The sequence below is a fragment of the Paenibacillus nicotianae genome, assembly GCF_042681745.1.
GTDB classification, from domain to species: domain Bacteria; phylum Bacillota; class Bacilli; order Paenibacillales; family Paenibacillaceae; genus Saccharibacillus; species Saccharibacillus nicotianae.
The window spans coordinates 1-22,249 of sequence record NZ_JBHUGF010000014.1; the positions used below are offsets into that span (position 1 = coordinate 1).

Consider the following 22,249-nt stretch of genomic DNA (forward strand, 5'->3'; position numbering starts at 1 on the left):
CTAAGCCACGAGAGCTGTAGCTATTCGCTGTGTTTTTGCCTGACGTATCGGTTTTGTCGGTCAGTTGTCCGGCTTCGTTGTATGCTTTGGTGTATAGTGTCTCGCTTTTGCCAGCAGAGTCGTTCACAGTAATCTTCGTTAGACCTCCAGTACCGTCGTACGCATAGCGAGTCGTCTGGTCGATCCCATCTTGCACCGCAGTGAGTCGGTTCAGAGCATCGTAGGTATAGTTGCTGGTGACTCCGTTGCTGTTTTTGGTCTGGTTTGGATCGGTATAACTTAGGATGTTGCCTTGCAAGTCATAGGTGTAGTTTTCTTTAATTGGTTGACTTTGAGATGCGCCGTCTTTGAACGCAGTCGTTGTCGCTAGATTGCCATAAACATCATAGGATTGTTCCACTGCATTCAGACGAATACTACGGTTATCTGCATTCGCACGATAAGCAGACACATCTGCGGCGGCAATCGCAAAATGATTGTTTTTCCGCTGGGTCATATGGTTAGCTGTAATATACAGGTTGCCGTATGGATCGGTCGCTTCGATTTGTTGTCCCCATGCGTCGTAACTCGCGGTCTGCGTATTTCCTAGTGGATCGATCGCATAAATGGCTCGTCCTTGATCGTCAGGATGATACTGGGAACGCGTCCAACCGTTACTTTCGTTGTACGTCTCATCCACTCGCAAAAAGCCAAATCCATCATAGTACGATGATTGACGACTTAGTACGGTAACCGCTCCTGTAGCCGTATTGGTGTATTGACGGATCGCATCGACACGCATCGTTAAGATGCCTGCATTGGTGCTATCAGCTTCGGTGCTATACGCACGATTGGTATAGCCATATTGATCTTCCACCGCATAGATGGTTCCATCCAAGTTGGTGATGGATGGCGATACAATTTTGACTGGGCGACCCAGTGCATCATATGTTGTGGTCGTGGCTTTGCCGTTGCTATCGATTTGTTGAGTAGGCAAGCCTGTGCCCATATCGTACTTCGTTTGTTGACGAATGACTTGTGTATTTTTGCTACCGTCTTTGGCTGTATTGGTGATGCTTTGAGTCTGTTCGGTCGGATAAGCGTAGTTCGTTGCTTCTCCATACGCTGTTGTGGTAGTGGATGTTACTCCTGAACGGACAAGCTTAGATACAGTAATTTGTTTGATTTGATGTTCATTCTGTGGCGATGCTTGATAATTATAAATAGTATTTTCACCTAAACTATTGGTTACACTTAAAGGACGACCATCTGAGTTATAGGTATACTTCTCATTAACCTGTTTGTTATTATCTTGATACCACGATTTGCTAGTTAATAGTTTGAATTGGTCTTGATACGTATAATTTATCGTGTGTTGTGCTTTGATTGTTGCGTTATTAAAATCGCTATCTATCAATGCATCCGTTTGACTACTTATACCTCCCCAATCCGTATATATCGTTTCATTAGTACGTGTAGTACTTCCCTCTGCGTCTTGTTCGATAGTTTGAGTTTGAGTAGGAGAGTATTTAAAATCAGGATGAAAGCTCAGATTTATACTCTTTTGTACTTCTCCTTTACTATTTTTCATTTCTGTTGTAATCAACTTTTGATTACCGTCAAAAGTATAAGTTGTTCTCATTTCATTAGAAGCGCTGTTACTTCTTACTGTAGCTGTTTGTTGATAACGATAATTTTCTGGTTTGTATGTTAGTCTATCGTATGCTTCTGGATATCCTGTATAATCTCCTACATATGTGTAATCAATATGATTAAAACTACTAAGTGGTGTATCATTTGATGCCAGACTCCAATCTTCTCTCGACAATATACGATAGTCTATAGACTCTCCTTTTTTGCCTAGCTTGTGCAGAGAAGATTCATATTGATATTGTGTAATTGAACGAGGATATGTGACTTTTTTTAGGAGTGCATAAGACTTTGGCGCATTTGATTTACTCGTCTTATAACGAAACGATCCTTCTAAAAAATCGTAATCCAATACTTTAATTTCACCTAAAGTATTAGTTATTTTAGATAGAACTGGTGCATATCCATCAGCCACTCCTCTATTATTAGTTGCTACCCTTCCTTTGGTATACGTAACACGTTGTATTTCTTTTCCAGAAGAATCTTTTACAATAAGTCTAATATCTTCTCCTTGAAATTCTTGACCTTGCCCCATTGTAGAATCGTATTGAAATTCCACTGTTCTTCCGACTGAATCCGTAATCGAAGAAATCATTAATTTAGATTCACCTAAAAAATCAGTACGATTTTGATAGTGATATACAATTTGATTACCGAATCGGTCTACAATGCCAAGTAAGCGACCATCTCCAGAAAAATATTCTCTTTTTTGATCACTATATTCCATATAAAAATTAGAAAAATCTGTTCCGTTTGAGAATAATTTTTTATTATCTATCATAAATATTTGTGTTGTATTTTGAGAATCCTGAATATGTGTTTTGCCTACTATGCCATAAGAGTCCATAAAATCGACTGCTTTGATTCCTCCTTGGCCATCATGATAAGTAAGACTAGCAATAGCAGGTACTGCCCCCTCTAAAGAAGGAAACTGAAATTCCCACCCTAGTCCTAGATCGTAGCGCGAAGCAAAATAATTCCCTTTCATAATACTTGCTGTACCTTTAGGAGTACTATATCCCGTATAAGCAGAACTCTGTCCTGAATTATAGGCAACCCCAATATTTAAGTTCAGTCCATCACGACCAGGCAAACTAATTTGAGATTCTTTCCAAGTTAAGCTTCCTGAAGACTGACTAACCTCTTCTGTAGATTCTGTACGTTCTGCAAATTGAGATTTTGTATTTCCTTGTAGTATCTGTTGCTTTACTAAATTATCGAATGCCCCTTTGATCTTATCATCTAAATCAGAGTCTTCGTCTGATGTTGCCGCAATAGATACCATATTCGCACTCAAATTACGATTCATAGTCGTTACAGAAGATTGATATACTTCTTCTGTGACAGATGGGGAATTACTTGAAGTCCGAGCATAATGATCTTGAACTTCTTCCCACGATTTTTGGTTATCTTGCTGATATCTCCACATGGTTAATGGGTTATTACCATTTATACGAGTCAGATACTCTAACCAATATACATCTATGACTTCTGCGCCATCTTCAACTAATGTATTAACCTGTTCTGTACTTAAAGTACTCTCTTCACTTTTTACAGATTGATCAGACAAAGAAAATGTAAATAGTCTTTTAGATTGAGATTCTTCAAGATGATTTAACTTAGCCTGAATTTTATCTAATTCAGGATTATCAGGTTCGTATACATCTTGATATACGCTTTCCATAACACTGGTCCACTCTTCTGGCTCTAAGTCTGTTACAGGAGCTATTTTACTTGGAGATTTGACAGATAGAAGTGATTTATTGCTGACTAAGGTTGTCGAAGATGCACTATATGCAGGTGTTAACGTTAAGTTGCATATAAGCAATATAGATAGCATAAATAATATAGTTTGACGGATCGATTTATTCATAATGTTTAGTCTTGCTCCTCATCATTTAAAATAATTAGATAAGATGTAAATACTAATAAATCACTAACCTACTTAATTTACTGGTGTAGTGATTATTACTCCTCTTGATGTTTCTTTTATAACTCCTTTTTTGTTTGTAACAATGACTTTAAATTCATGGATAAATGCTCCTGGAACATCAACTTTTTTATCTTTATTATTTTTCTTCCGATACTGAACACCTTGAGTAGTTACTGTTAGCTGATTGATATAATAACCTGCTACATGATTGTTATACTCTGGGAATGCTTGATATACATCTTCACGGCTTCCCCCCATGTTAGCTCTACCATAGTAGACACCATCTACATATACTTCGGCTTTGGCAATTCCTTCTGGATCAAGATACCATCCATACAGATCAAGCGTTTTGCTAGTAAGAGATAATTGAGGACTATCTAAAATAAGCGTAGACGGCAATCCTGATTTTGTAGGTACTGGAACTGGTGGTGGTACAATAGATGGATCAATCCCAGGTATTGGTAACGTAGGAGTCGGCTCAGGCTGTGGGACAGGTGTCGGTGTTGGCTCTGGTGTTACAACAGGTGCTTGCGGATTGACTTGACTGCTGTAATCGCCTTTTTCCACGTGCTTGCGTAATAGATTTCCATTGGCATCATACGTAAATGTGGTTTTCTCGGTCGTGGTATACGTGGTGGAGAGTCTTCCATTGATATCGTACTCATAGATTTTACTAGCGGCTGCCCATGTTGTGGACGCGAATGATAACGTGAGACTGCTAATTAGTAGTGCGGATAGAGCTAATTTCCGAATCTTATGTATCGGAGTAGGATTGTGCTTATTCATGTGTTTCTACGTTTCCCCTTTGATCGTCTCGCTTCTGCGATAAAGCGTGAGACTGATATGATATTTTATGGTCTAGACAGCAAGTTAGCATCGCACACAATAAATGATTGGTAGTGTCATTATAGAATGGTGCAATGTAGATGAACCTCCTTCTCCTTTCTATTATAGAATATGTTACCAAAATAGATTATAACCACCATTCGTAATCGTTAGCTACTGTATTTTTATGTCAACATTTCGCTATTCTTTTATTGTAAACGCTTACAATTATATCTAAAATAAACTTGAAGTCTCTCCTCTGTCACTGGGGAGACTATCTTAGAATGACCGAAGGAGGTTTTTATTATTTTACAAATCTCTTGGCAATTCTCACGTAAAACGGTTATGTTATGGCTGAGTCTAGCGCTTGTTATCACTGGAATCGGCAGTAGTGGAACAACTGCTCATGCTGCGAGTGCTACGATTACCAATGGTGGCAACTGGACAGATACCTCAGGTAACCCGATCCAAGCGAACAGTGGTAATATTCTCAAAGTCGGGTCTACATATTACTGGTATGGTGAACATGCAACTAACGGTACATTTGATAAAGTAAACGTATATACCTCGACCGATCTCAAAAACTGGACATTTGGTAATAGTATCCTCACTAAAAATTCCGCAACCGAACTCAATACTAGCAAAATTGAACGTCCCAAAGTCATCTACAATGCAACAACCAAAAAATATATCTTATGGGCACACTATGAAAATGGTAGTGATTACTCGCTAGCTCGTGTGGCTGTGGCGACTAGCGATACACCGGATGGCAATTTTACGTATAAAGGAAGCTTTCGTCCACTTGATTACGAATCCCGCGATATGACGGTATTTGTAGATACGGACAACAAAGCTTATTTGATTACAGCATCCCGTCAAAATAATGGTGGAGCTAACAATTCGATGGCGATCTTCCGTCTGACTGATGATTATACAGGAGTCGCTTCTTTTGTCGGCTGGGTATTTGAAGGGGCTTATCGGGAAGCACCAGCAGTTGTAAAAAAAGGCAGTAAATATTATCTGTTCACTTCTCAAGCTTCTGGCTGGTATCCGAATCAAGGCGGTTATGCAACCTCTTCTTCGATAACAGGGGCATGGTCGGCATTGTCTCCTTTTGGTGATCCTTCTGCCTATGCAACACAGATTCATTCGATTGCTACCATTACAGGCAGTGCAGGCACAAGCTATATTTATATGGGAGACCGTTGGAATCCACTTAACCTGAGTGACCATAAGTTTATCTGGTTGCCTTTAACCTTAAATGATAGCAACAGCACAGCGACACTCAACTGGTATAGTAGTTGGAATATTGATGCTGCTACAGGTACAGTCAGTCTGCCTAGTTTGACCAACTATGCTTTAGGCAAGCCTGCTACAGCAATCTCTACCGCTTCTTCTTCTGCAACTACTAATGCCAATGATGGTAATGCCCAGACTTCTTGGGCAGCATCTTCGGCAACTTGGCCTGCATGGTGGCAAGTTGATCTAGGGTCTGCGAAAAAGATTAGTGAAGTGGATATTTCATGGTTTATGTACAAAGGTTCTGAAGCTTATTACAAATACAAAATAGAATACAGTACCGATGGTGTAAATTACACTACAATTGACCGCACGACCAATACCACTTATGGATTTACTACAGATGCCGTTTCATTTACCGCTCGTTATGTACGGATCAATATGGTCAATGCTGTACTCCATAACAATCCAAATAACTGGTATACGCCAACTTTGCATGAAGTACGCTTGATGGGTAATTAACAATAATAGATGTATAACAAAGAACCTCTCTTACGCCAATTGTGCGAAGAGAGGTTCTTTGTTATAGATGGAATAACTCATAATTTTGAAACTAGTGTCCCCACTTCTTTTTCTGCATCTTGTTGAATATGTTCTGCGATCCATTGATTAAGACTTTTTCCAGCTTTGTGTGCAGCAATCGTAACCAGTTGATGGTTTTCTGGTGAGATACGGAGTGTTAACTGACCTGAGTATGGTTTACTCGGTTCTTCTCCTCTTTCCTTACAAAATTCTAAATAATCATCTACCGATTCTTGAAAAGCAATTCGAAGCTCTTCTACAGAGGTTGCTTGAAAAGTAATGACATCTTTGATATTCATTACTTCGCCATGTAAAATCTCAGCTTCACTATCGTATTGTGCAACACCTACATACCCTTTATATTTCATCATGATTATATACACCTGCTTCTATTAAAAATTTGCGCATGGATTTCACTGCCCCTTTATCTGTTTCTTTTTTAGGATGTGGACGGTGAAAAACAGCTCTAACTCCATTTAAATAAAAACGAACACGTGAACCATTACCTTCTGTAATTTCGGCACCGCAAGCTTTTAACAATGATTCAATATCTGCCCATTCAATATTAGAACGTAGAGGATCCTCAAAAATATTTGTTAGTGTATTGCGTTGCTTATTATTCATATAATGATACCATCCTTTGATACCATTATAATCAAACTAATTTTAGTTTTCTAGTAATCTATAGTTATTATTGATTATTTCTTTTAGACCTCCTGCGATTGTTGTCATGTTGGAAAGGGTAATACTCAGTAAGTAACTGCCTATGTTACAACAGAACAGGAGACCGACAAATGAAGACGATTATGAAGCCAGAATTCTGGAAAGAAAGTGTTGTTTACGAAATTTATCCTCGTAGCTTTAAGGATAGCAATAACGATGGAATTGGCGATATTCCCGGAATTCGGTCGAAGCTGGATTACTTGCAACAACTTGGAGTAGATATATTATGGCTCACTCCTGTTTATGTTTCTCCTAATGCCGATTATGGATACGATATTCAAGAACACCGAGAGATACAGCCGGAATACGGCACGATGGACGATTGGAAAGCATTACTGCAAGACGTACATGATCGCGGAATGAAGTTAATTATGGATCTGGTGGTCAATCATACTTCAGACCAACATCCCTGGTTTCAAGATGCTCTTTCCTCCAAAGATAGCCCTTATCGTGATTACTATATTTGGCGTGCGCCCAAAGACGATGGGTCTGAACCGAATAACTGGCTTTCTTATGTCGGCGATTCGATGTGGAAATTAGATGAGAACTCCAATGAATATTATTTACATTCGTATAGTGAAAAACAGCCTGACCTGAATTGGGAAAATCCTAAAGTGCGTCAAGAGATGCAAGATATGATGCGCTTTTGGCTCGACCTGGGAATCGATGGTTACCGGATTGATGCTGTAAATATGATTTCCAAAGATACCCGTTTTCCTGATGCTCCACCGTCTAACAAATTACAAGGAAACGCCGAACAATTTTATAAAAATGGACCACGTATACACGAATACTTACATGAGCTGTATACCGAAGTCTTTTCAAATTATAAAATATTTACCGCAGGCGAAGCTTCCAGTGTATCGATCGAAGACGTTAAACTATACACCAACCCTGAGCGCGAAGAAATGAATATGGTGTTAATGATCGAAGCTTCCAAAGTCTGTGATGCCGATGATGATATGTGGCAAAGTAAAGACTGGTCACTGCATGATCTCAAAGAAATCATTGCGAAATGGGAAGAAGATATTTACGGGCAAGGTTGGATGGGGATTTATCTTAGTAACCATGATCATCCTCGCTTGGTTTCTTATCTAGGACATGAAGGGGAATACCGCGCAGATTCTGCTAAAATGTTAGCGATGTTCTTGCTCACTTTGCGTGGTACACCTTATATTTACCAAGGTGATGAGATTGGTATGACTAATGCCGAACATATGAAAACGATCGAAGATGTAAAAGAACAACAAGCTCAAGGCTATTACAAACAAATGGTAGATGATAAAGGCGAAGATCCTGAAGTGATTATGGAACGTATTCGTACCAAAGCCAGAGACAATGCGCGTACCCCGATGCAATGGGACGGTAGCGAACATGCAGGCTTCTCTACGGCTGAACCATGGATACCTGCTCATTCCAACAAAGCAGAGATCAATGTAGCTCAACAATTAGAAGATCCAGACTCTGTTTTTCATTTTTATCGTCAACTGATCAAAATTCGCAAAGACAGTTCTGCTCTTATCTATGGTAAATATGCGTGTGAACTTTCAGATGATTCGTATATTTTCGCCTACACTCGTGAGTGGAACGATGAGCACTGGTTGATTATTCTTAACTTCTCCAAATCATCGACAGAGCTTCAACTACCAGATCAACTGGTGGAACGTATTGGACAATCTGAACTGATTATAGCTACACATGGAGACCATTCCGAAGAAGTAGCACAGGCATTAAAATATGCACAAAAAGCAACACTACATCCTTACGAATCATTAGCTTTCCGCGGTATATCGATTTTGGATCAATAAGATGGCGGATCAGGTAAAGTCATAGATAATCAAAAAGGTATCTTCTACTGTATACAACAGCGAAGATACCTTTTTGGGTATGCATTAAATTAAATTAATTGAATCAGTGATAACACAATACCGACTAAGAAACCGCAGACAGCACCATTTACACGAATCCACTGTAAATCTTGCCCTACTTTTTCTTCTAACATATAGACTAATGCAGCATCGTCCATCCGATCTAAATTTTCTTTTACCAAAATTCCGATACGATAATGGTTTTTCTCAACTGTACGAATAATACCTTGTAGCAGACGATCTTCCCAGACAGCGACTTTTTGCGGGTCTTTGCCTAGATCACGAATAATCGAACGGTAGATTGCAAATACATGACGACCGCCACCATCGCGTTCTTGCTCTAGCATAGAGATTAAGAGACGGCGTAATTCTTCCAGACGCTCGATCATAAATGTATGAGCAAATTCGCCCTGGATCAACTCTGCTGTCCAGTCTTTGATCTTCAACCAGTTATCTTCTTCATCGACAACCTGGAACATCTGGATACGCAGTTCGCGGATAATCGCTTCGCGGTATTCGCTATCTTTTTCCTGCAATTTACCGACACCGGAAATAATCATATTTTGCAAAATACTACCCAGACTTTCTTCATTCATCATGCCTGCGAAAGCTTGAAAAGCAAATCCTTTCAGCCCGCCCATATTCACATTTGCTAATTGCTCATGAGCGATTTTACCCATCGTATCACGACTTTGTGGACGTGCCGCCCATGTCCGTACTTCTTTTAAAATATGGTCTAATGCTTTCTCATCATAGCGTTCGTTGAGTGCATTGGTTAACACGGTTGTTGCAGCAGATTGCAAATCTGCTTTTTGTGTATAGTTCGCTAACCCTTTGCCGATAAAAGCAGCCACAGGTTCAAGCGGCAATCGTTCGATCGGTGGAATCATCATATTTAACAGCTCACGCCGCATTTTCTTTTTGCCCAATTGACGGGTCAACATCGAAAGCGCAAACGGAAAAATACGGAATTGACGCAATTTATTTTCGATACTTTCTTTGTTTAACAATTCATTCTCCATCGCCGAGATCAGAGAACGGATAATTTTGTCCCGATTGCGGGTTAACAGTGATGTATGCGGAATCGGAATACCCAGTGGATGACGAAATAAAGCAGTCACCGCAAACCAGTCTGCGATCCCTCCGACAAGACCAGCTTCAAAGCCGCCTTGAATAATTAATAATAGCGTTGTTTTTGGAAAAAACAGAGTGGCTATAAATCCAAGCGCCATAATCGCTAAAGATCCACCCGCCAAATATTTTGATTTCATAACTTTCCTCCTCTTGATGGTGATAGCGCATGAATCTGCCGGGATTTCCATTCCATAGTATAGCATATGAGCAGATACTATATTAAATTATCCAGCAGATAAATACATAGATGGCATCGCTACTTTATCGATAGAGAACATGGAGAAAGTTAGAATAGGTGTATTGATATTATAATGATTACACAAACCAAAAATCGCATTCCTCTATATTATAGAAGAAAATGCGATTTTTGATCAATTATAACTCATATGCATTAATACGTTGATTCTTTGGGTACAAATAATAAAGCAAGTACATATATCAGTAAACTAGCACCACTTGTAGCAAATACACTAATCACAAACAAAATCCGTAACAGGCTTGCATCGATATTCCAACTTTCTGACAGTCCACCAATCAATCCAGTAACATATTTATCACGATTAGAACGATACAATTTTTTCATTATATATCTCCTCTTTCTTATTCTCTTTCTTCTATCATAGAAAATAAGAGCGTTCTTTCCAACCGCCTAAGGACGGTTTTGTGATTTGGACTTTAGTCGGGGATCATACCAGTCAGATTGGAATTAGGATACTGCTGGATATTCATATTAAACAGTTGCACTTACATTTAGTTCAATTTTTACTTGTCCACTACCTGTAACGTTATCATTTTGAAGAAGTAATGTACCGTTGTGTAATTTGATAACATACTCTGCAAAAGTTAAGCCCATTCCATAATGTCCATCAGAGTTACGGCTTTTATCTCCTCTATAAAATAATTGCACACCTTTTTCTAATGCTTCTGGAGAAAAACCTTCTCCTTGATCCGTAATAGTAAAAAAGATTCTCTGATTTTGGTAAACGATATGAAGCATAATTTGGCTATGCTCTGGAGTATAATCTACAGCATTTGTCAAAATATTCATCAATGCTCGATGCAATAATGGTTGATCTACATAAATATCGACATCACTTTGTTGATTAGTATGGTGCATAATTTCGACAGATTTGTATTTACTATAAGCCCTAGTATCTTCGATCAAATTATTTACGAATACGAATAAAGAAACTGTGTTTTTTTGAACTACCAGAGCTTCTTCGGTTTTGGACATCATAATCAACAAACGAATATGTTGTTCAATTTTATTACCAGCACTTAAAATATAACGTGTATATAAAGATTGCTCTTCACTTTGCTCTGATAATGATAACAGTTCTGCATTTCCTTTGATAATCGTAACTGGAATCTTAATATCGTGAGCCAAAGCAGCAATCTGCTCTTTTTTAGTATGTTCCAACTTCCATTGTACTTCTAACGATTTTTTGAGTGCATCTCTCATTTCGATTAGAGATACCATAACATCATCGAATTCTTGAATGTTGGAATGTTTCTGTTCAAAATCTAAATCTTGATTTTTGATACTTTTTGTCATTTTACTCAATACACTTAGATTTTGGCTAAATTGTTTTGCAAATATCGTTGTAATAATAAAAGCAGTAATAAGAATCATTCCTATTAAAATAACAATACTCGACCATTCAAAGTCTGGTAAATATTTTTTAAGAACAGGCGAGTTAAATTGTGGACGTAGATATGATTGAATCACACAATAATCTTGGGTTCGCTCGATAACAGTATATACTTTTTGTCCATAATACGTAGGTACAAGTCCATCGATTACTTTTTTAGCTACTTCAATATCTTTCTCTTCCATATTACCGTAGAATTGATTCATATTTTGTTTGTCTAATACGATATAGACAGAACCTGGCGGAATAATATTTTCAGTAACCGTTTTTGCAGATTTTACTTTGGGTGCGATTTGATTAATATATTGTTCATTATAATTGGCAGGCAAAATAAACCCTACTCTCATGGCTGCCCATGTGAAAATTAAATATAATATAATCATCGCTATACAACTAATACCTAATACAGAGATATATTTAAATAATTCTCTACGCATTGTTGTTCTACGATAATGTTGCTTTGATTTTATTCCCACTTATATCCTACACCCCAGACTGTTTTGATAGGGATCTCATTACAAGCTTTGCATTTTTTACGTATAGCACGAATAAATTCTGTTATCGTAGAATGTAGTGCATTTCCATCTAGACCATACACTTCATCATAAATTTCTTCACGTGTAAACACCCTGCCTTTATGCCGGGCAAGAAATTCGCATATTTTATACTCATTTTTTGTTAAGAGTAATTTTTCTTCTGCAAACCATACTTCTTTACTATCAAAATCGAAAGTAAATCCAGAAATCGTTTGTTTGGAACCTGTTCGATCACGATGTTCTCTTCTTAAATGAGCATTAACTCTAGCGCTAAGAACCTGTACTCCAAAAGGTTTGGTGATATAATCATCGCCACCGTTCATTAGACCCTGAACAATGTCTTCTTCTTCCGATTTGGCAGTTAAAAATAAAATAGGACAATCAACAAATGAGCGAATTTTTTTGCAGAACGTAAAGCCATCCATATTCGGCATCATCACATCCAGCAAAATCAAATCATATCCTTGTACATTATCAATAGTTAAACATTCAGCCTGATGTTCAATAGAAACAAGATGATGATCACGTTGCAAAATATTACGAATTAACGTGAGAATATCTTTATCATCATCAATTGCCAATATTTTCGCCATGGTTATACACCTCAACTATTCATAAAACTTTTTGCCTTCCCATTTTCGGAACCATACGATACTACCAATAAACAAGATTACTGTAAGTATGATAAATATAATTTGACCTTGTTGAAAATCGGCTCGAACCGCAGATTTAATAGTTGAATTGAAATCGCCTAGTTGCAATACTCCTATGGTATCTGCAAATCGAACTCCCCATGCCCAGGGTATGTATTTCCATATACCATCACCTAACCCTGTAATCATAAGTGCCGAGACCAATAATCCCAAACCACCTAACAAACTAGAAGCTCCTAATCCAAATGTAAAACTTACCCATAAATAGATTATATATAGTATAACACTACTACCTATCAACCATCCTGCTCCTTGAAAAAAAACAAGGTAAGGAATATTAGGCATATTTAAAATGTATTTCATACCCAATACAAAAGTAAGCACAGCTAGCAAAACAGCAAAAATATTACCTAATATCAAAAATAATAATTTGCTAATATAATTGGTTTCTCTGCGTATCGAACTTCCTAACAACACTTGAAATTTTCCTGCTTTCTCCTCTTGAGAAGCTATGATACCGCACAAAATACTAATTACCAAAGGCAGTATAACACCAATTGCTTCAAGGAAATTAGAATATGTATTCAGCGGCTTTGAAGCACGCCCACTGATATATGCAAGAAAAAGCCCTGATCCTACTAAGGGAGCAATAAGGTGTGCCCACAAAAAAGGTGTATGTTTTACTTTTTGAATATCTGCCACCAAATGTCTCCATAATATCATATTAGACTCCTCCTTGCTGTTTCATAGAAGTTGTTGCTACGCGATTAAAACTGCTCGCTGTCCACACCATTAAAATAATAAATAAGCAAATCGATAATACCAGCCCAACAGGAACCACTTGTAGATTCCATAATGGGCTTCCTACTGCTAATGGAACTCCATTAGGATGAACACCTACAATAGGACTCATCATGCGAATAGACCAACTCCAAGGACTTATCCACCATTGTGATTGTGTTGCCAAAGCTATACCTAGTAAAAATCCACCTGCTATATTTACAACTAAAGTGACTACGAATCCCCACCGTTTTGCTAGAAACAAACAAAATGGAATCTGCCATAAAGTAGATATCCATAATACAGCACTGGCTTCAACGATTTTTATATAAGGTGTAGAATATCCTGGAAGTACTATACTAATGATAGACATCATAACTATAAAAAATAAAAGCATGACTAACATATATAAAGCAATAACGATATTTTTGCTATACCAGACAGTTGATAAGGATACAGGTAACGTAAAAATACCATTATAATTTGCCGCTTTTTGTTCTTTTTGATGAGACAACGAACATAGAATAGCAATCGTCAATGGCACAAAAAGAATAGACCACCAATTAAATGTATTTGTAATTAAAAAAGAAGGGTTCATAAAAAAAGAAAAACCAATATTAAATAAAGGGACAGCAATTAATAATTTACGTGAAAAGGTTCTTTTAAATTTAAGATGTTCTGACTTTATATAAGAAATCATATAACAACACCTGCTTTCTCTCTGCTCTCTTTCACAACATGCATAAATAGTTGTTCCATATCTTCAGCAGGATTCACTACACCTTGATAGCCCAAAATACCATCGCTAATAATTCCAATATGATCTGCTATTTGTTGCACTTCTGATAAAATATGACTGGATAAAATAACAGTGATACCTGCTTGCGGAAAAGAACGAATCAATGCTCTCAGTTCCTGAATTCCGATAGGATCAAGTCCATTTGTAGGTTCATCCAGTACAAGTAATGTAGGGTGATTAATCAAAGCAATAGCAATTCCTAAACGTTGCTTCATCCCCATCGAAAACTGTCCAGAACGTTTTTTACCTGTACGTATCATATCTACTTGTTCTAACACTTCCACAATACGTTGATCTGGAAGACCTAGCAAAGTGGCATGCACTTTCAGATTTTCATAAGCTGTTAAATTTTCATATAAAGGTGGAGCTTCAATGAGCGCTCCAATCTGTTTCAAATCTTTTCTACTCCATGGATGTCCATCAAATATAATATTGCCAGCACTAGGGCGTAGCAAACCGGTTAGCATTTTTAAAGTTGTCGATTTACCTGCACCATTAGGGCCTAACAATCCGAAAATGCTATTTTTTTGAACTTGAAAGGATACATCTTTCACTGCTTTTTCTTTACCAAATGTTTTTTGAAGGTGCTCAATTTCAAGTAGATTAGTTGTCATATTGTTTCCCTCTCTCTTTTATATCTATCGTTTAACAGAAGATGCTTACGATTTGGAAATTAAAGTAGCATGATATAATTGATGATTGAATTCTACGATAATTTTTTCTCGATTTTGTTTATTTTGTGATTTAATACTGTAGACGGATCCATAAACCATCGGTTTTTTTTCTCTTATCTTTTGAGGATCTTTATACACATAAGGTTTTTTAAGTTCATCATCTGTCCATCGTTTTCCATGTTGATCGATATAATAACTCTGGCTTATTGTTCCGATCAATGACCCTTTACTGTTGTTATTCACTTTGTCTTGCAATTGATACGTTTTGTCTTCATATACAAACTGATCTACTTTTCCTTCATCAATCAGTTGTTGAATAGTGGTCGTATGAGCATTATCTGAATCTACAGTATAATGTGCTGTTTTTTGCGTTTCTGTCACTACCTTATGCTTGAATTCATCTATACTTTGACATGCCGACAAAGTAAAAATAGCAGTCAACCCCAAAAAATATAATCCTTTTTTGTTCATCATCATTTCTCTCCTTTATCAAAAATTGAGATAAAAAAGCGAGTGAAGATAAAAGACCACTCCCCTAGAAATCTGGTTCGTATTCTTCCTCTCACTCGCTATCTGATAGAGTATAGTTCGGGAATGATATATTCTATCCTTTATGTGTATACATATGTATGTATACCTGTAGCATATTATTTACTGATATGACAATTACATGTTGCAGTTTGAATGAAACATGTTTGTAAAACACCAGTTACACATCCAGGCGTACAGAAACTTTGACTTTTCCATTGTGGTTCAATTTGAGTGGATTGTTTAGGTGTTTGAACCAAATCAAGATCGAAATCGTTAAATTTAGCCATTTGGGTTAGCTCCTTTCTTTTGGGATACCTTTATTATAAAAACGATTTATCAAGATTCTATCAAGATTTCATATATTTACTAATTTGTAATTATAATGAAAACGCCTGATCCCAGGGTGTGATTTGTTTAAGTTCCACTCCCAGCAATGTTAGGCACACACCTGTAACGCCATCTAGCAAGCCAATATAATCTACAGGCACTAATCCACTATTTTCAAAATGCTCATGATTGTGAAATCCAAATAAATAATGCTTATCATAAAAAGTAATAATTGTTTTTTTTAAGACATCAATTTCCTCTTCAAATAGTGGCACAGTCGATTGTTTATCTATCGTTTGTAAAATTTGCAAAATACCCGCATAACCATGACAAAATGTAGGTGAGAAAATACTATGAATATCTTTCATAGTTTCTTTTAAGTTGGTAATAGCTAGATCGCGATATAACGGCTCATCCAAAGCTGTACCTGCATACCATAAAGCTAGTCCTATTCCTGGATTGCCATAACACCACGCATCTCTTCTAAAACTCTCTTCTGTTGAAGCATGACCAGTGATATATTCATTCCAACTAATAAATCCTTTCCAAAATAAATGACCATTTTCTTCACTAGCAAACTGTAATAAAAAATCTGCCATTTTACGGATAGCTTGTTCTTGTCCATGGAGTCGTATTCCTTGTTTCCAAGCTTTGGATAAAATCAGCAAAGGGCCCGCAATTCCATGAGACAATCCTAAGTTAAAATTACCATCTGGATACAATTCACTTTCTTGTGTCGTAAATTGATGTGCAGAAGGAATATGCCAGCCGGGAACTTGTACGCCTTTAACTTCTTTATCCTGACTTAGTTCAATCAAATACTCTACCACTTGAGTTTGTAATTGCTGAATACGTTCATCTGCTGGATGCAACAATAAATAGTTAGCAATTCCGCTTAATCCTTCTATAACATCATAATCACTGATAAATACTTCTCTTTGCTGACAATGTGCAATCATTTCAGGAATATGACGATATAAATAATCATCAATCCGTTCGATAAACTTATGATAGTACTGAAAATTTTGTGATAAACAAATAGCCGCTAATCCAATACCGGCTGCACCTGAAAACATAGAACTACTATGGATTCCTTGCTGCGTTATTTCATTGACCAAAATAGACAAATACTGATGTCCCATCTCATCCCAACCTTCTTCTGGAAAATGAGCATGTAATTCAGCATATAACATACAGACACCGGGTATTCCATGACTTAATGTCAGAGGGTTCCATGGATTAATATGTTGGCCATTTACAGATAATTGCTGACGAGGATGATTAACCACTTGTAGTAAAGAATCATATTGCTTCATACGTGTAGCTATATCCTTAATCGTAGCCACTGTATCAAATTGAATCTCGTTTACAATGCTTCTTTCCATTCCGCTTCCCCCCTTGTATCGATTTCATAATTTTCTGATTCATACATATGTTTATAGATAGGGCAATGTTGCATTAACTCATTGTGTTTGCCTTGTCCGACTACTTTTCCTTGATCCATAACAATAATTCGATCTGCTTGTTGAGCTGCGATAAGACGATGGGAAATAAAGATTCCGATTTTTTCTCGTGAAAGTTTGAAAAAAGTATCGAATGTTTCTTTTTCAGCTATAGGATCAAGTGCAGCACTAGGTTCATCCAAAATATATAGCGATGCTTCTCTAAAATAAGTTCGTGCTAAAGCAACTTTTTGCCATTGTCCACCTGATAACTGCCTACCATCATCAAACCATAATCCTAATTGTGTATCTAAATCATAGTCTGAATGATTTTTTAAAAAGTCTGCACGTACATTATTAAGCGATTTTTTAATTTGATCTGTTTGATCCATTTTTGTAATTTGGCCGAATCCTATATTTTCTTGTAACGTCATTTCATACTTCATATAATCTTGAAATAAGACAGCCATTTGTTGCATATAACTTTCTTGATTCAGCTTTTTGATAGAGGTATCGTTTAAGGTAATATCTCCTTCTTGAATTTGATACAAACCTGCTAGCAATTTGATCAATGTACTTTTTCCTGAACCATTCGGTCCTACGATCGCTACCCGTTCTCCTGCACGAAAAGATAATTGAACATGTTGCAAAGACCATTGTTCGCTGCTCGGGTATTGAAAGCTAACATCTTTTATATCTACTGCATAAATAGCTTGTTCTAATCTTTCAGTCGTCTGATCATCGTTGGTATGTTCTTCTCGATACTCTAAAAACTCAAACAATTGATTCATATACAAATTGCTATTGTAAATAGAGTAAATATTGTTGATAATACTTTGCGAATTGCTTTGCACTAAACCTACAGAACGGATATAACTTAGCACATTACCTACCATGATTTTTCCTGTATAGGCTGCTAAAATAGCAACGACGATAACAACAGCTCCTACAATCTGTACCAGTACTTCATAAATTAGATTAAACGTTGTTTTTTTACGCAAAATATACGTATCTTGCGCCATAAATTTCTTTTTAATCGTCCAATATCCTTCTAATATATAATCTTTTAAACGATATAATTTTACTTCTTTGAATGAGAAATCATGGGTTAAAATATAATTCAAATACCAGGAACGTCGTTCTTCTCCTGTACGTTTCCATTGCATAAAAAACTCTTGCTGACCTATTTTCAAAAAGTAAAATAAAGAAATAACAGGTACAAGCAACATCAACATCGACATGGTAGGATTCCAAACCATCAAAAATGTAAGGGCCGATATTAAGGTGACTGTTGCTGTGATCATCGTAATCGCTGCCTGAAAAATCTGATAAGGCTTGTATGCGACCTCTCGAGTGATACGTTCTAATTTGTCATAGACTTCAGGGTTCTCAAAATCTTCTAACGATAATTTGCTGCTCTTTTCCATAATGATGTAGTTTAATTTGTAATTCATACTGAACTGAAATTTAGTATTATAATATTCCGAGATTTGCGAAATAATGTCAGAGAAAAAAGAAACTGCAATATAGATGCAAAAAATAATCAGTACTGTTTGCAGTTCTGTCTGAATACGAACTAAAGAGTTAATTAATTCCTGAGATACATATAAAGAAACAATAGGAATAAGCCCTGTAATCAAACTCAATATAACAATTTTAATAAACAGCTTTTTCTCCATTGTAAATACTAACTTGAGTGTTTTGGGCATTTGACAGAGTGTAGAAATGATATCTTTAAAATGAAGTTGTTCTTTTACTTCCATAATAGATTCCCTTCTGTCTTTTGATATCTTTGGGCATACAGTGTATGAGCAACTAAGTTCATAATCTTGTACTCTAATTCTCGATCTGTGCCTAATAAACGATTGCAATGTAGATGAATAATGCTAGAAATGATTTCTTCTAGATCAGGTGTTACTACCGGTTGCTGTTGCATGAGCTGAATATAATGTGTAACAGCAGACTCTCGTTGTTCTAACATCTCAAGCAATGTTTGACCTGACTCCGTTTGTCTTAATGCTTCCCAATTATGATCTGTATTGCACATGTGAAGATACTTGTCCTTGTTCTCTTTAAATTCTTGACGATAGCGGGTATGATCTGTATTTCGTTGAATTAAGCTCAATTGATTTTCAAAATTCAAGCCTGCTTGCTCTAAATAGGCGATAATAGAAATCATCGCAATCAATTCAATCTCTATATCTAGTTGCTTGGTACGAACTGCCCCGATTAATTGCTCTACTACAATACTATCCATACAGAATATATATTCAGCAGCAGACATTAATTCGACACCACCATAACGCTCAATCTCACGGTCATACGATCCAATAACAAAATCAGATATCATATCACGTTGTTGTAATTGCTGTAACCATGAAAGGATGATCGGAAAAATCTCCAACAATTGCTGAGTCTGGCTGTTTATTCTTAGACGAATATGAGGTTTGGGATCCATATATCTCATAAAAAAGTGCTTCGCATCATAACTCTGATTTAACTCAGTAAAAAAACGCTCCATTTCAAAAGCGATTAACTCTTCTTCACGAGACTGCTTGCCATACAATTTAATAAATAACCATTCATCAAACGGTATTTTGAGCCGTTGATGTAGATCAATGGTCTGCATATCACGATTAGGTATTATTCGAGTCGGCTCTGGTGTTATTTTGACAAGCGGAACTACGATTTCTGCAACATAACTTTGCTCATTTTGATCTTTTAATAGATTTTCATCTTTTTCAACAGCGACTAGATGAAGAGCATGAGACTGTATTTTTTTAACTTCAGAAAATAAAATATCCATAGTCTGTTGATTATGAGTATCAATAAATAAACGATGATCTGAATTCGCAATATAAAATTGTTGTGGAATATCGTACTTTTGTTGAAATTGAGAAAATTGCTCTACAAATGTTTTCCCATCTGTTTTATCTGTCATTTCCAGATCGCGTTGTGTAATATACCATTGTTCACTGGACAAAATAATATCGTTATATTTGATTTCTGGTACATATTTAAAATCTTGATACAGATCTACCCATACAAATTTGTTCCATTGACGTTTGCCATGTTCATTGATTTCTTGTAAAAAACGAATAGCATTACTGCTCATTAATGGATTCAACATATTATTGGATTCAAATACGATAATATCTCCTGATTTATGATCACGAGCATAAAATGTATTTTGATCGATTCCAATTCTTATATCTTCTAGTCTCACTGACTCCGATTCGGATTTTGAGCTATTTGTAAATAAAGACATTTCTTTATGGCGATAACTGGCATTGCGAGTTACATTGCCTGAACGCATCTGGTTAGGCACAAAGCTCAGTTCACATAATGTGCTATTGCTATTACGAATATTTAATTCATATTGATGTACTGTTTCTAATGTATCTGTAATTTGTGATGACAAATGTGAAAATCGTCCAAATGTTTTACCTGCCAAAATTGATCCTACATTAGGACCTAAATGCAAAACAGGATTATCATCATGCTGTCTTACTATAAAGTTAAGCTCTAATGAGACAGGTACTTCCTGATGATCTACATCCTGATCCAAATAATCTTGCAACTGCTGATCGTTCAACTGAATAGCATGTTTGTTCTTTACAGCTTCCCAATATTTTAATAAAAAGAAATTTTTAAGTGATGCTTCATACTGATCATTGAGTTTTACATTTTCGTAGAAGTCATTTTGAGGTTGTTGGTAAGATACAGGTGCACCGATACCAGAACTTGTATCTAACATTTCCATTAATGGAATCTCACGATCAACTCCATATTTCTCTATAAATTTATTTTTGTATTCTTCCAAATACGTTGATTGTTTAGAAAATGGAGCTGCTAAGCGTGTAAGCATATTCGCAAGTTCAGGAATCGTTTGTGCTAGCTGCTCGTCTAACGTGATATGTTCGTCCGCTAACCCCAGATCAACTTGTAAAGGTGAAGTAGACTTCATAACCTGATTCATTTGTTGTAACAGTTGTATGTATAGATGTTCTCCTTCTCCTAATGGCAGATTGTTATACACTTCAATCTGAGATTGAATGTCTTGCAATTGCACTAACCAAAGAGGATCGACACTACTCTTGTGTAGTTGATCAATCACATATTGATATTGATCATTAATAGTTAACGGTGGACGGAGATCAGAGATCAAAAATTCTTTATGAATAAGTTCTGTTAAATACATATGGATTCGGTCAGCCGGGGTATCTGGATATTGAGCTTGTAATATATTAGACATTTGATCGAAATGGGTCAATTGTTGACATTGTTGATGTAATAATGCAAATACCGGTGTTGCACGAATATGAATTTCATTCGATTCATTGTCTGTACTGTACAATAAAAAAGCACGATCGCCTTTTACATAACAAGCTGGATTTAATTTAAAAGAAAGATGAGTAGCATACTCTTTTTCTATTTTTTGAATACAGCGAAATAGCCATTCCAAATCAACTCTGGCTTTCTTATAGAAGGTTGACTGATCAAAATGACAGTTATGTTGCGATGCAAATGAACCTACACCAACCGCAGAGAATAACCCGAAAGGAGTAGTACGTGTCGATCTGCGATTAGCATATTTAGCGATAGACAATATAAAATTACGTTTTTTCTTAGTCGATAATTTATCTGGAGAATGTAAATAAATACCCATCGTGTCATATAGTGTTTTACTAGATACCAAAATTTGTTCTCTAAATAATGTATTTTTACATAAGTTTTTTAACCATTGTTCTTGCTCATCCGGTTGCAATTCTGCAATCGAATTAGGGGAAAGTGGAATACGGATCATATATTTGTTAATGTGATGATAGAGATTATCCATGTATTCTACCTCTCTTTCTATAATGTAAGTTTATAATTTGTATATACTGATAATCTATAGGATAGAGCTTATAAACATGCTA

The 22,249-nt window shown here is 36.5% G+C and carries 18 protein-coding genes; 2 read left to right on the forward strand and 16 right to left on the reverse strand.

Annotated elements, in window-relative coordinates; genetic code table 11:
* Both ACFSGI_RS22485 and ACFSGI_RS22490 read right to left on the reverse strand, forming a co-directional pair.
* On the reverse strand, window positions 1-3,502 hold a 3,502-nt coding region (locus tag ACFSGI_RS22485), incomplete at its 3' end, for an RHS repeat domain-containing protein (RefSeq protein WP_379284490.1).
* Window positions 3,503-3,574: 72 nt separating this feature from the next.
* Window positions 3,575-4,348, reverse strand: coding sequence for a hypothetical protein (locus ACFSGI_RS22490; protein WP_204827007.1), 774 nt, complete (start codon window positions 4,346-4,348; stop codon window positions 3,575-3,577).
* 384 nt (window positions 4,349-4,732) lie between these two features.
* Here ACFSGI_RS22490 and ACFSGI_RS22495 point away from each other — a divergent pair, with 384 nt between their 5' ends.
* Complete coding sequence (locus ACFSGI_RS22495; protein WP_204827006.1) at window positions 4,733-6,148, forward strand: family 43 glycosylhydrolase; 1,416 nt, start codon at window positions 4,733-4,735, stop codon at window positions 6,146-6,148.
* A 77-nt stretch (window positions 6,149-6,225) separates the two neighbouring features.
* On the opposite strand, the gene ACFSGI_RS22500 is transcribed toward ACFSGI_RS22495, so the two are convergent.
* Together ACFSGI_RS22500 and ACFSGI_RS22505 are read right to left on the reverse strand one after the other, a co-directional pair.
* Window positions 6,226-6,579 carry a type II toxin-antitoxin system HicB family antitoxin gene (locus ACFSGI_RS22500; RefSeq protein WP_204827005.1) on the reverse strand — a complete coding sequence of 118 codons (354 nt, stop codon included), beginning with the start codon at window positions 6,577-6,579 and terminating at the stop codon, window positions 6,226-6,228.
* The gene (locus tag ACFSGI_RS22505; protein WP_204827004.1) at window positions 6,566-6,832 is read right to left on the reverse strand and encodes a type II toxin-antitoxin system HicA family toxin; all 267 of its coding nucleotides are present in this window, start codon (window positions 6,830-6,832) and stop codon (window positions 6,566-6,568) included. The genes ACFSGI_RS22500 and ACFSGI_RS22505 overlap by 14 nt, the downstream gene beginning before the upstream one ends.
* 170 nt (window positions 6,833-7,002) lie before the next feature.
* Here ACFSGI_RS22505 and ACFSGI_RS22510 point away from each other — a divergent pair, with 170 nt between their 5' ends.
* Complete coding sequence (locus tag ACFSGI_RS22510) at window positions 7,003-8,739, forward strand: glycoside hydrolase family 13 protein (RefSeq protein WP_379284493.1); 1,737 nt, start codon at window positions 7,003-7,005, stop codon at window positions 8,737-8,739.
* An 89-nt stretch (window positions 8,740-8,828) separates the two neighbouring features.
* On the opposite strand, the gene ACFSGI_RS22515 is transcribed toward ACFSGI_RS22510, so the two are convergent.
* From ACFSGI_RS22515 to ACFSGI_RS22570, 12 genes are all read right to left on the reverse strand, one after another.
* Complete coding sequence (locus ACFSGI_RS22515) at window positions 8,829-10,070, reverse strand: DUF445 domain-containing protein (protein WP_204827003.1); 1,242 nt, start codon at window positions 10,068-10,070, stop codon at window positions 8,829-8,831.
* A 254-nt stretch (window positions 10,071-10,324) separates the two neighbouring features.
* On the reverse strand, window positions 10,325-10,516 hold the full coding sequence (locus ACFSGI_RS22520) for a PspC domain-containing protein (RefSeq protein ID WP_204827002.1): 192 nt from the start codon (window positions 10,514-10,516) through the stop codon (window positions 10,325-10,327).
* 147 nt (window positions 10,517-10,663) lie between these two features.
* Window positions 10,664-12,022 carry a sensor histidine kinase gene (locus ACFSGI_RS22525; RefSeq protein WP_379284496.1) on the reverse strand — a complete coding sequence of 453 codons (1,359 nt, stop codon included), beginning with the start codon at window positions 12,020-12,022 and terminating at the stop codon, window positions 10,664-10,666.
* A gap of 29 nt (window positions 12,023-12,051) precedes the next feature.
* Entirely contained in the window at window positions 12,052-12,714 is a 663-nt protein-coding gene (locus ACFSGI_RS22530; protein WP_204827000.1) for a response regulator transcription factor, read from the reverse strand.
* 15 nt (window positions 12,715-12,729) lie between these two features.
* Complete coding sequence (locus ACFSGI_RS22535; protein WP_204826999.1) at window positions 12,730-13,497, reverse strand: lantibiotic immunity ABC transporter MutG family permease subunit; 768 nt, start codon at window positions 13,495-13,497, stop codon at window positions 12,730-12,732.
* A 1-nt stretch (window position 13,498) separates the two neighbouring features.
* Entirely contained in the window at window positions 13,499-14,254 is a 756-nt protein-coding gene (locus tag ACFSGI_RS22540; RefSeq protein ID WP_204826998.1) for a lantibiotic immunity ABC transporter MutE/EpiE family permease subunit, read from the reverse strand.
* Window positions 14,251-14,967, reverse strand: coding sequence for a lantibiotic protection ABC transporter ATP-binding protein (locus tag ACFSGI_RS22545; protein WP_204826997.1), 717 nt, complete (start codon window positions 14,965-14,967; stop codon window positions 14,251-14,253). The genes ACFSGI_RS22540 and ACFSGI_RS22545 overlap by 4 nt, the downstream gene beginning before the upstream one ends.
* A 45-nt stretch (window positions 14,968-15,012) precedes the next feature.
* Entirely contained in the window at window positions 15,013-15,501 is a 489-nt protein-coding gene (locus ACFSGI_RS22550; protein WP_379284500.1) for a NisI/SpaI family lantibiotic immunity lipoprotein, read from the reverse strand.
* Between the two features lie 173 nt (window positions 15,502-15,674).
* The gene (locus ACFSGI_RS22555) at window positions 15,675-15,845 is read right to left on the reverse strand and encodes a gallidermin/nisin family lantibiotic (RefSeq protein WP_204826995.1); all 171 of its coding nucleotides are present in this window, start codon (window positions 15,843-15,845) and stop codon (window positions 15,675-15,677) included.
* Between the two features lie 90 nt (window positions 15,846-15,935).
* Window positions 15,936-17,270: a lanthionine synthetase C family protein gene (locus ACFSGI_RS22560; RefSeq protein ID WP_204826994.1), complete on the reverse strand. Its 1,335-nt coding sequence runs from the start codon at window positions 17,268-17,270 to the stop codon at window positions 15,936-15,938.
* Window positions 17,252-19,090, reverse strand: a complete 1,839-nt coding sequence (locus ACFSGI_RS22565; RefSeq protein WP_204826993.1) for an ABC transporter ATP-binding protein — start codon at window positions 19,088-19,090, stop codon at window positions 17,252-17,254. Before ACFSGI_RS22565 ends, ACFSGI_RS22560 begins: the two co-directional genes overlap by 19 nt.
* Window positions 19,081-22,167: a lantibiotic dehydratase gene (locus tag ACFSGI_RS22570; protein ID WP_204826992.1), complete on the reverse strand. Its 3,087-nt coding sequence runs from the start codon at window positions 22,165-22,167 to the stop codon at window positions 19,081-19,083. The genes ACFSGI_RS22565 and ACFSGI_RS22570 overlap by 10 nt, the downstream gene beginning before the upstream one ends.
* Window positions 22,168-22,249: the final 82 nt, after the last annotated feature.

What these genes read in the sequence shown, in the direction of transcription:
- ACFSGI_RS22550 (WP_379284500.1), bottom strand. Translation starts at nt 15,501, where the DNA reads ATGATGAACAAAAAAGGATTATATTTTTTGGGGTTGACTGCTATTTTT.
- ACFSGI_RS22495 (WP_204827006.1), top strand. Translation starts at nt 4,733, where the DNA reads ATGTTATGGCTGAGTCTAGCGCTTGTTATCACTGGAATCGGCAGTAGT.
- ACFSGI_RS22565 (WP_204826993.1), bottom strand. Translation starts at nt 19,090, where the DNA reads ATGGAAGTAAAAGAACAACTTCATTTTAAAGATATCATTTCTACACTC.
- ACFSGI_RS22500 (WP_204827005.1), bottom strand. Translation starts at nt 6,579, where the DNA reads ATGATGAAATATAAAGGGTATGTAGGTGTTGCACAATACGATAGTGAA.
- ACFSGI_RS22525 (WP_379284496.1), bottom strand. Translation starts at nt 12,022, where the DNA reads ATGCGTAGAGAATTATTTAAATATATCTCTGTATTAGGTATTAGTTGT.
- ACFSGI_RS22560 (WP_204826994.1), bottom strand. Translation starts at nt 17,270, where the DNA reads ATGGAAAGAAGCATTGTAAACGAGATTCAATTTGATACAGTGGCTACG.
- ACFSGI_RS22555 (WP_204826995.1), bottom strand. Translation starts at nt 15,845, where the DNA reads ATGGCTAAATTTAACGATTTCGATCTTGATTTGGTTCAAACACCTAAA.
- ACFSGI_RS22535 (WP_204826999.1), bottom strand. Translation starts at nt 13,497, where the DNA reads ATGATATTATGGAGACATTTGGTGGCAGATATTCAAAAAGTAAAACAT.
- ACFSGI_RS22515 (WP_204827003.1), bottom strand. Translation starts at nt 10,070, where the DNA reads ATGAAATCAAAATATTTGGCGGGTGGATCTTTAGCGATTATGGCGCTT.
- ACFSGI_RS22570 (WP_204826992.1), bottom strand. Translation starts at nt 22,167, where the DNA reads ATGGATAATCTCTATCATCACATTAACAAATATATGATCCGTATTCCA.
- ACFSGI_RS22540 (WP_204826998.1), bottom strand. Translation starts at nt 14,254, where the DNA reads ATGATTTCTTATATAAAGTCAGAACATCTTAAATTTAAAAGAACCTTT.
- ACFSGI_RS22520 (WP_204827002.1), bottom strand. Translation starts at nt 10,516, where the DNA reads ATGAAAAAATTGTATCGTTCTAATCGTGATAAATATGTTACTGGATTG.
- ACFSGI_RS22510 (WP_379284493.1), top strand. Translation starts at nt 7,003, where the DNA reads ATGAAGACGATTATGAAGCCAGAATTCTGGAAAGAAAGTGTTGTTTAC.
- ACFSGI_RS22530 (WP_204827000.1), bottom strand. Translation starts at nt 12,714, where the DNA reads ATGGCGAAAATATTGGCAATTGATGATGATAAAGATATTCTCACGTTA.
- ACFSGI_RS22505 (WP_204827004.1), bottom strand. Translation starts at nt 6,832, where the DNA reads ATGAATAATAAGCAACGCAATACACTAACAAATATTTTTGAGGATCCT.
- ACFSGI_RS22545 (WP_204826997.1), bottom strand. Translation starts at nt 14,967, where the DNA reads ATGACAACTAATCTACTTGAAATTGAGCACCTTCAAAAAACATTTGGT.
- ACFSGI_RS22490 (WP_204827007.1), bottom strand. Translation starts at nt 4,348, where the DNA reads ATGAATAAGCACAATCCTACTCCGATACATAAGATTCGGAAATTAGCT.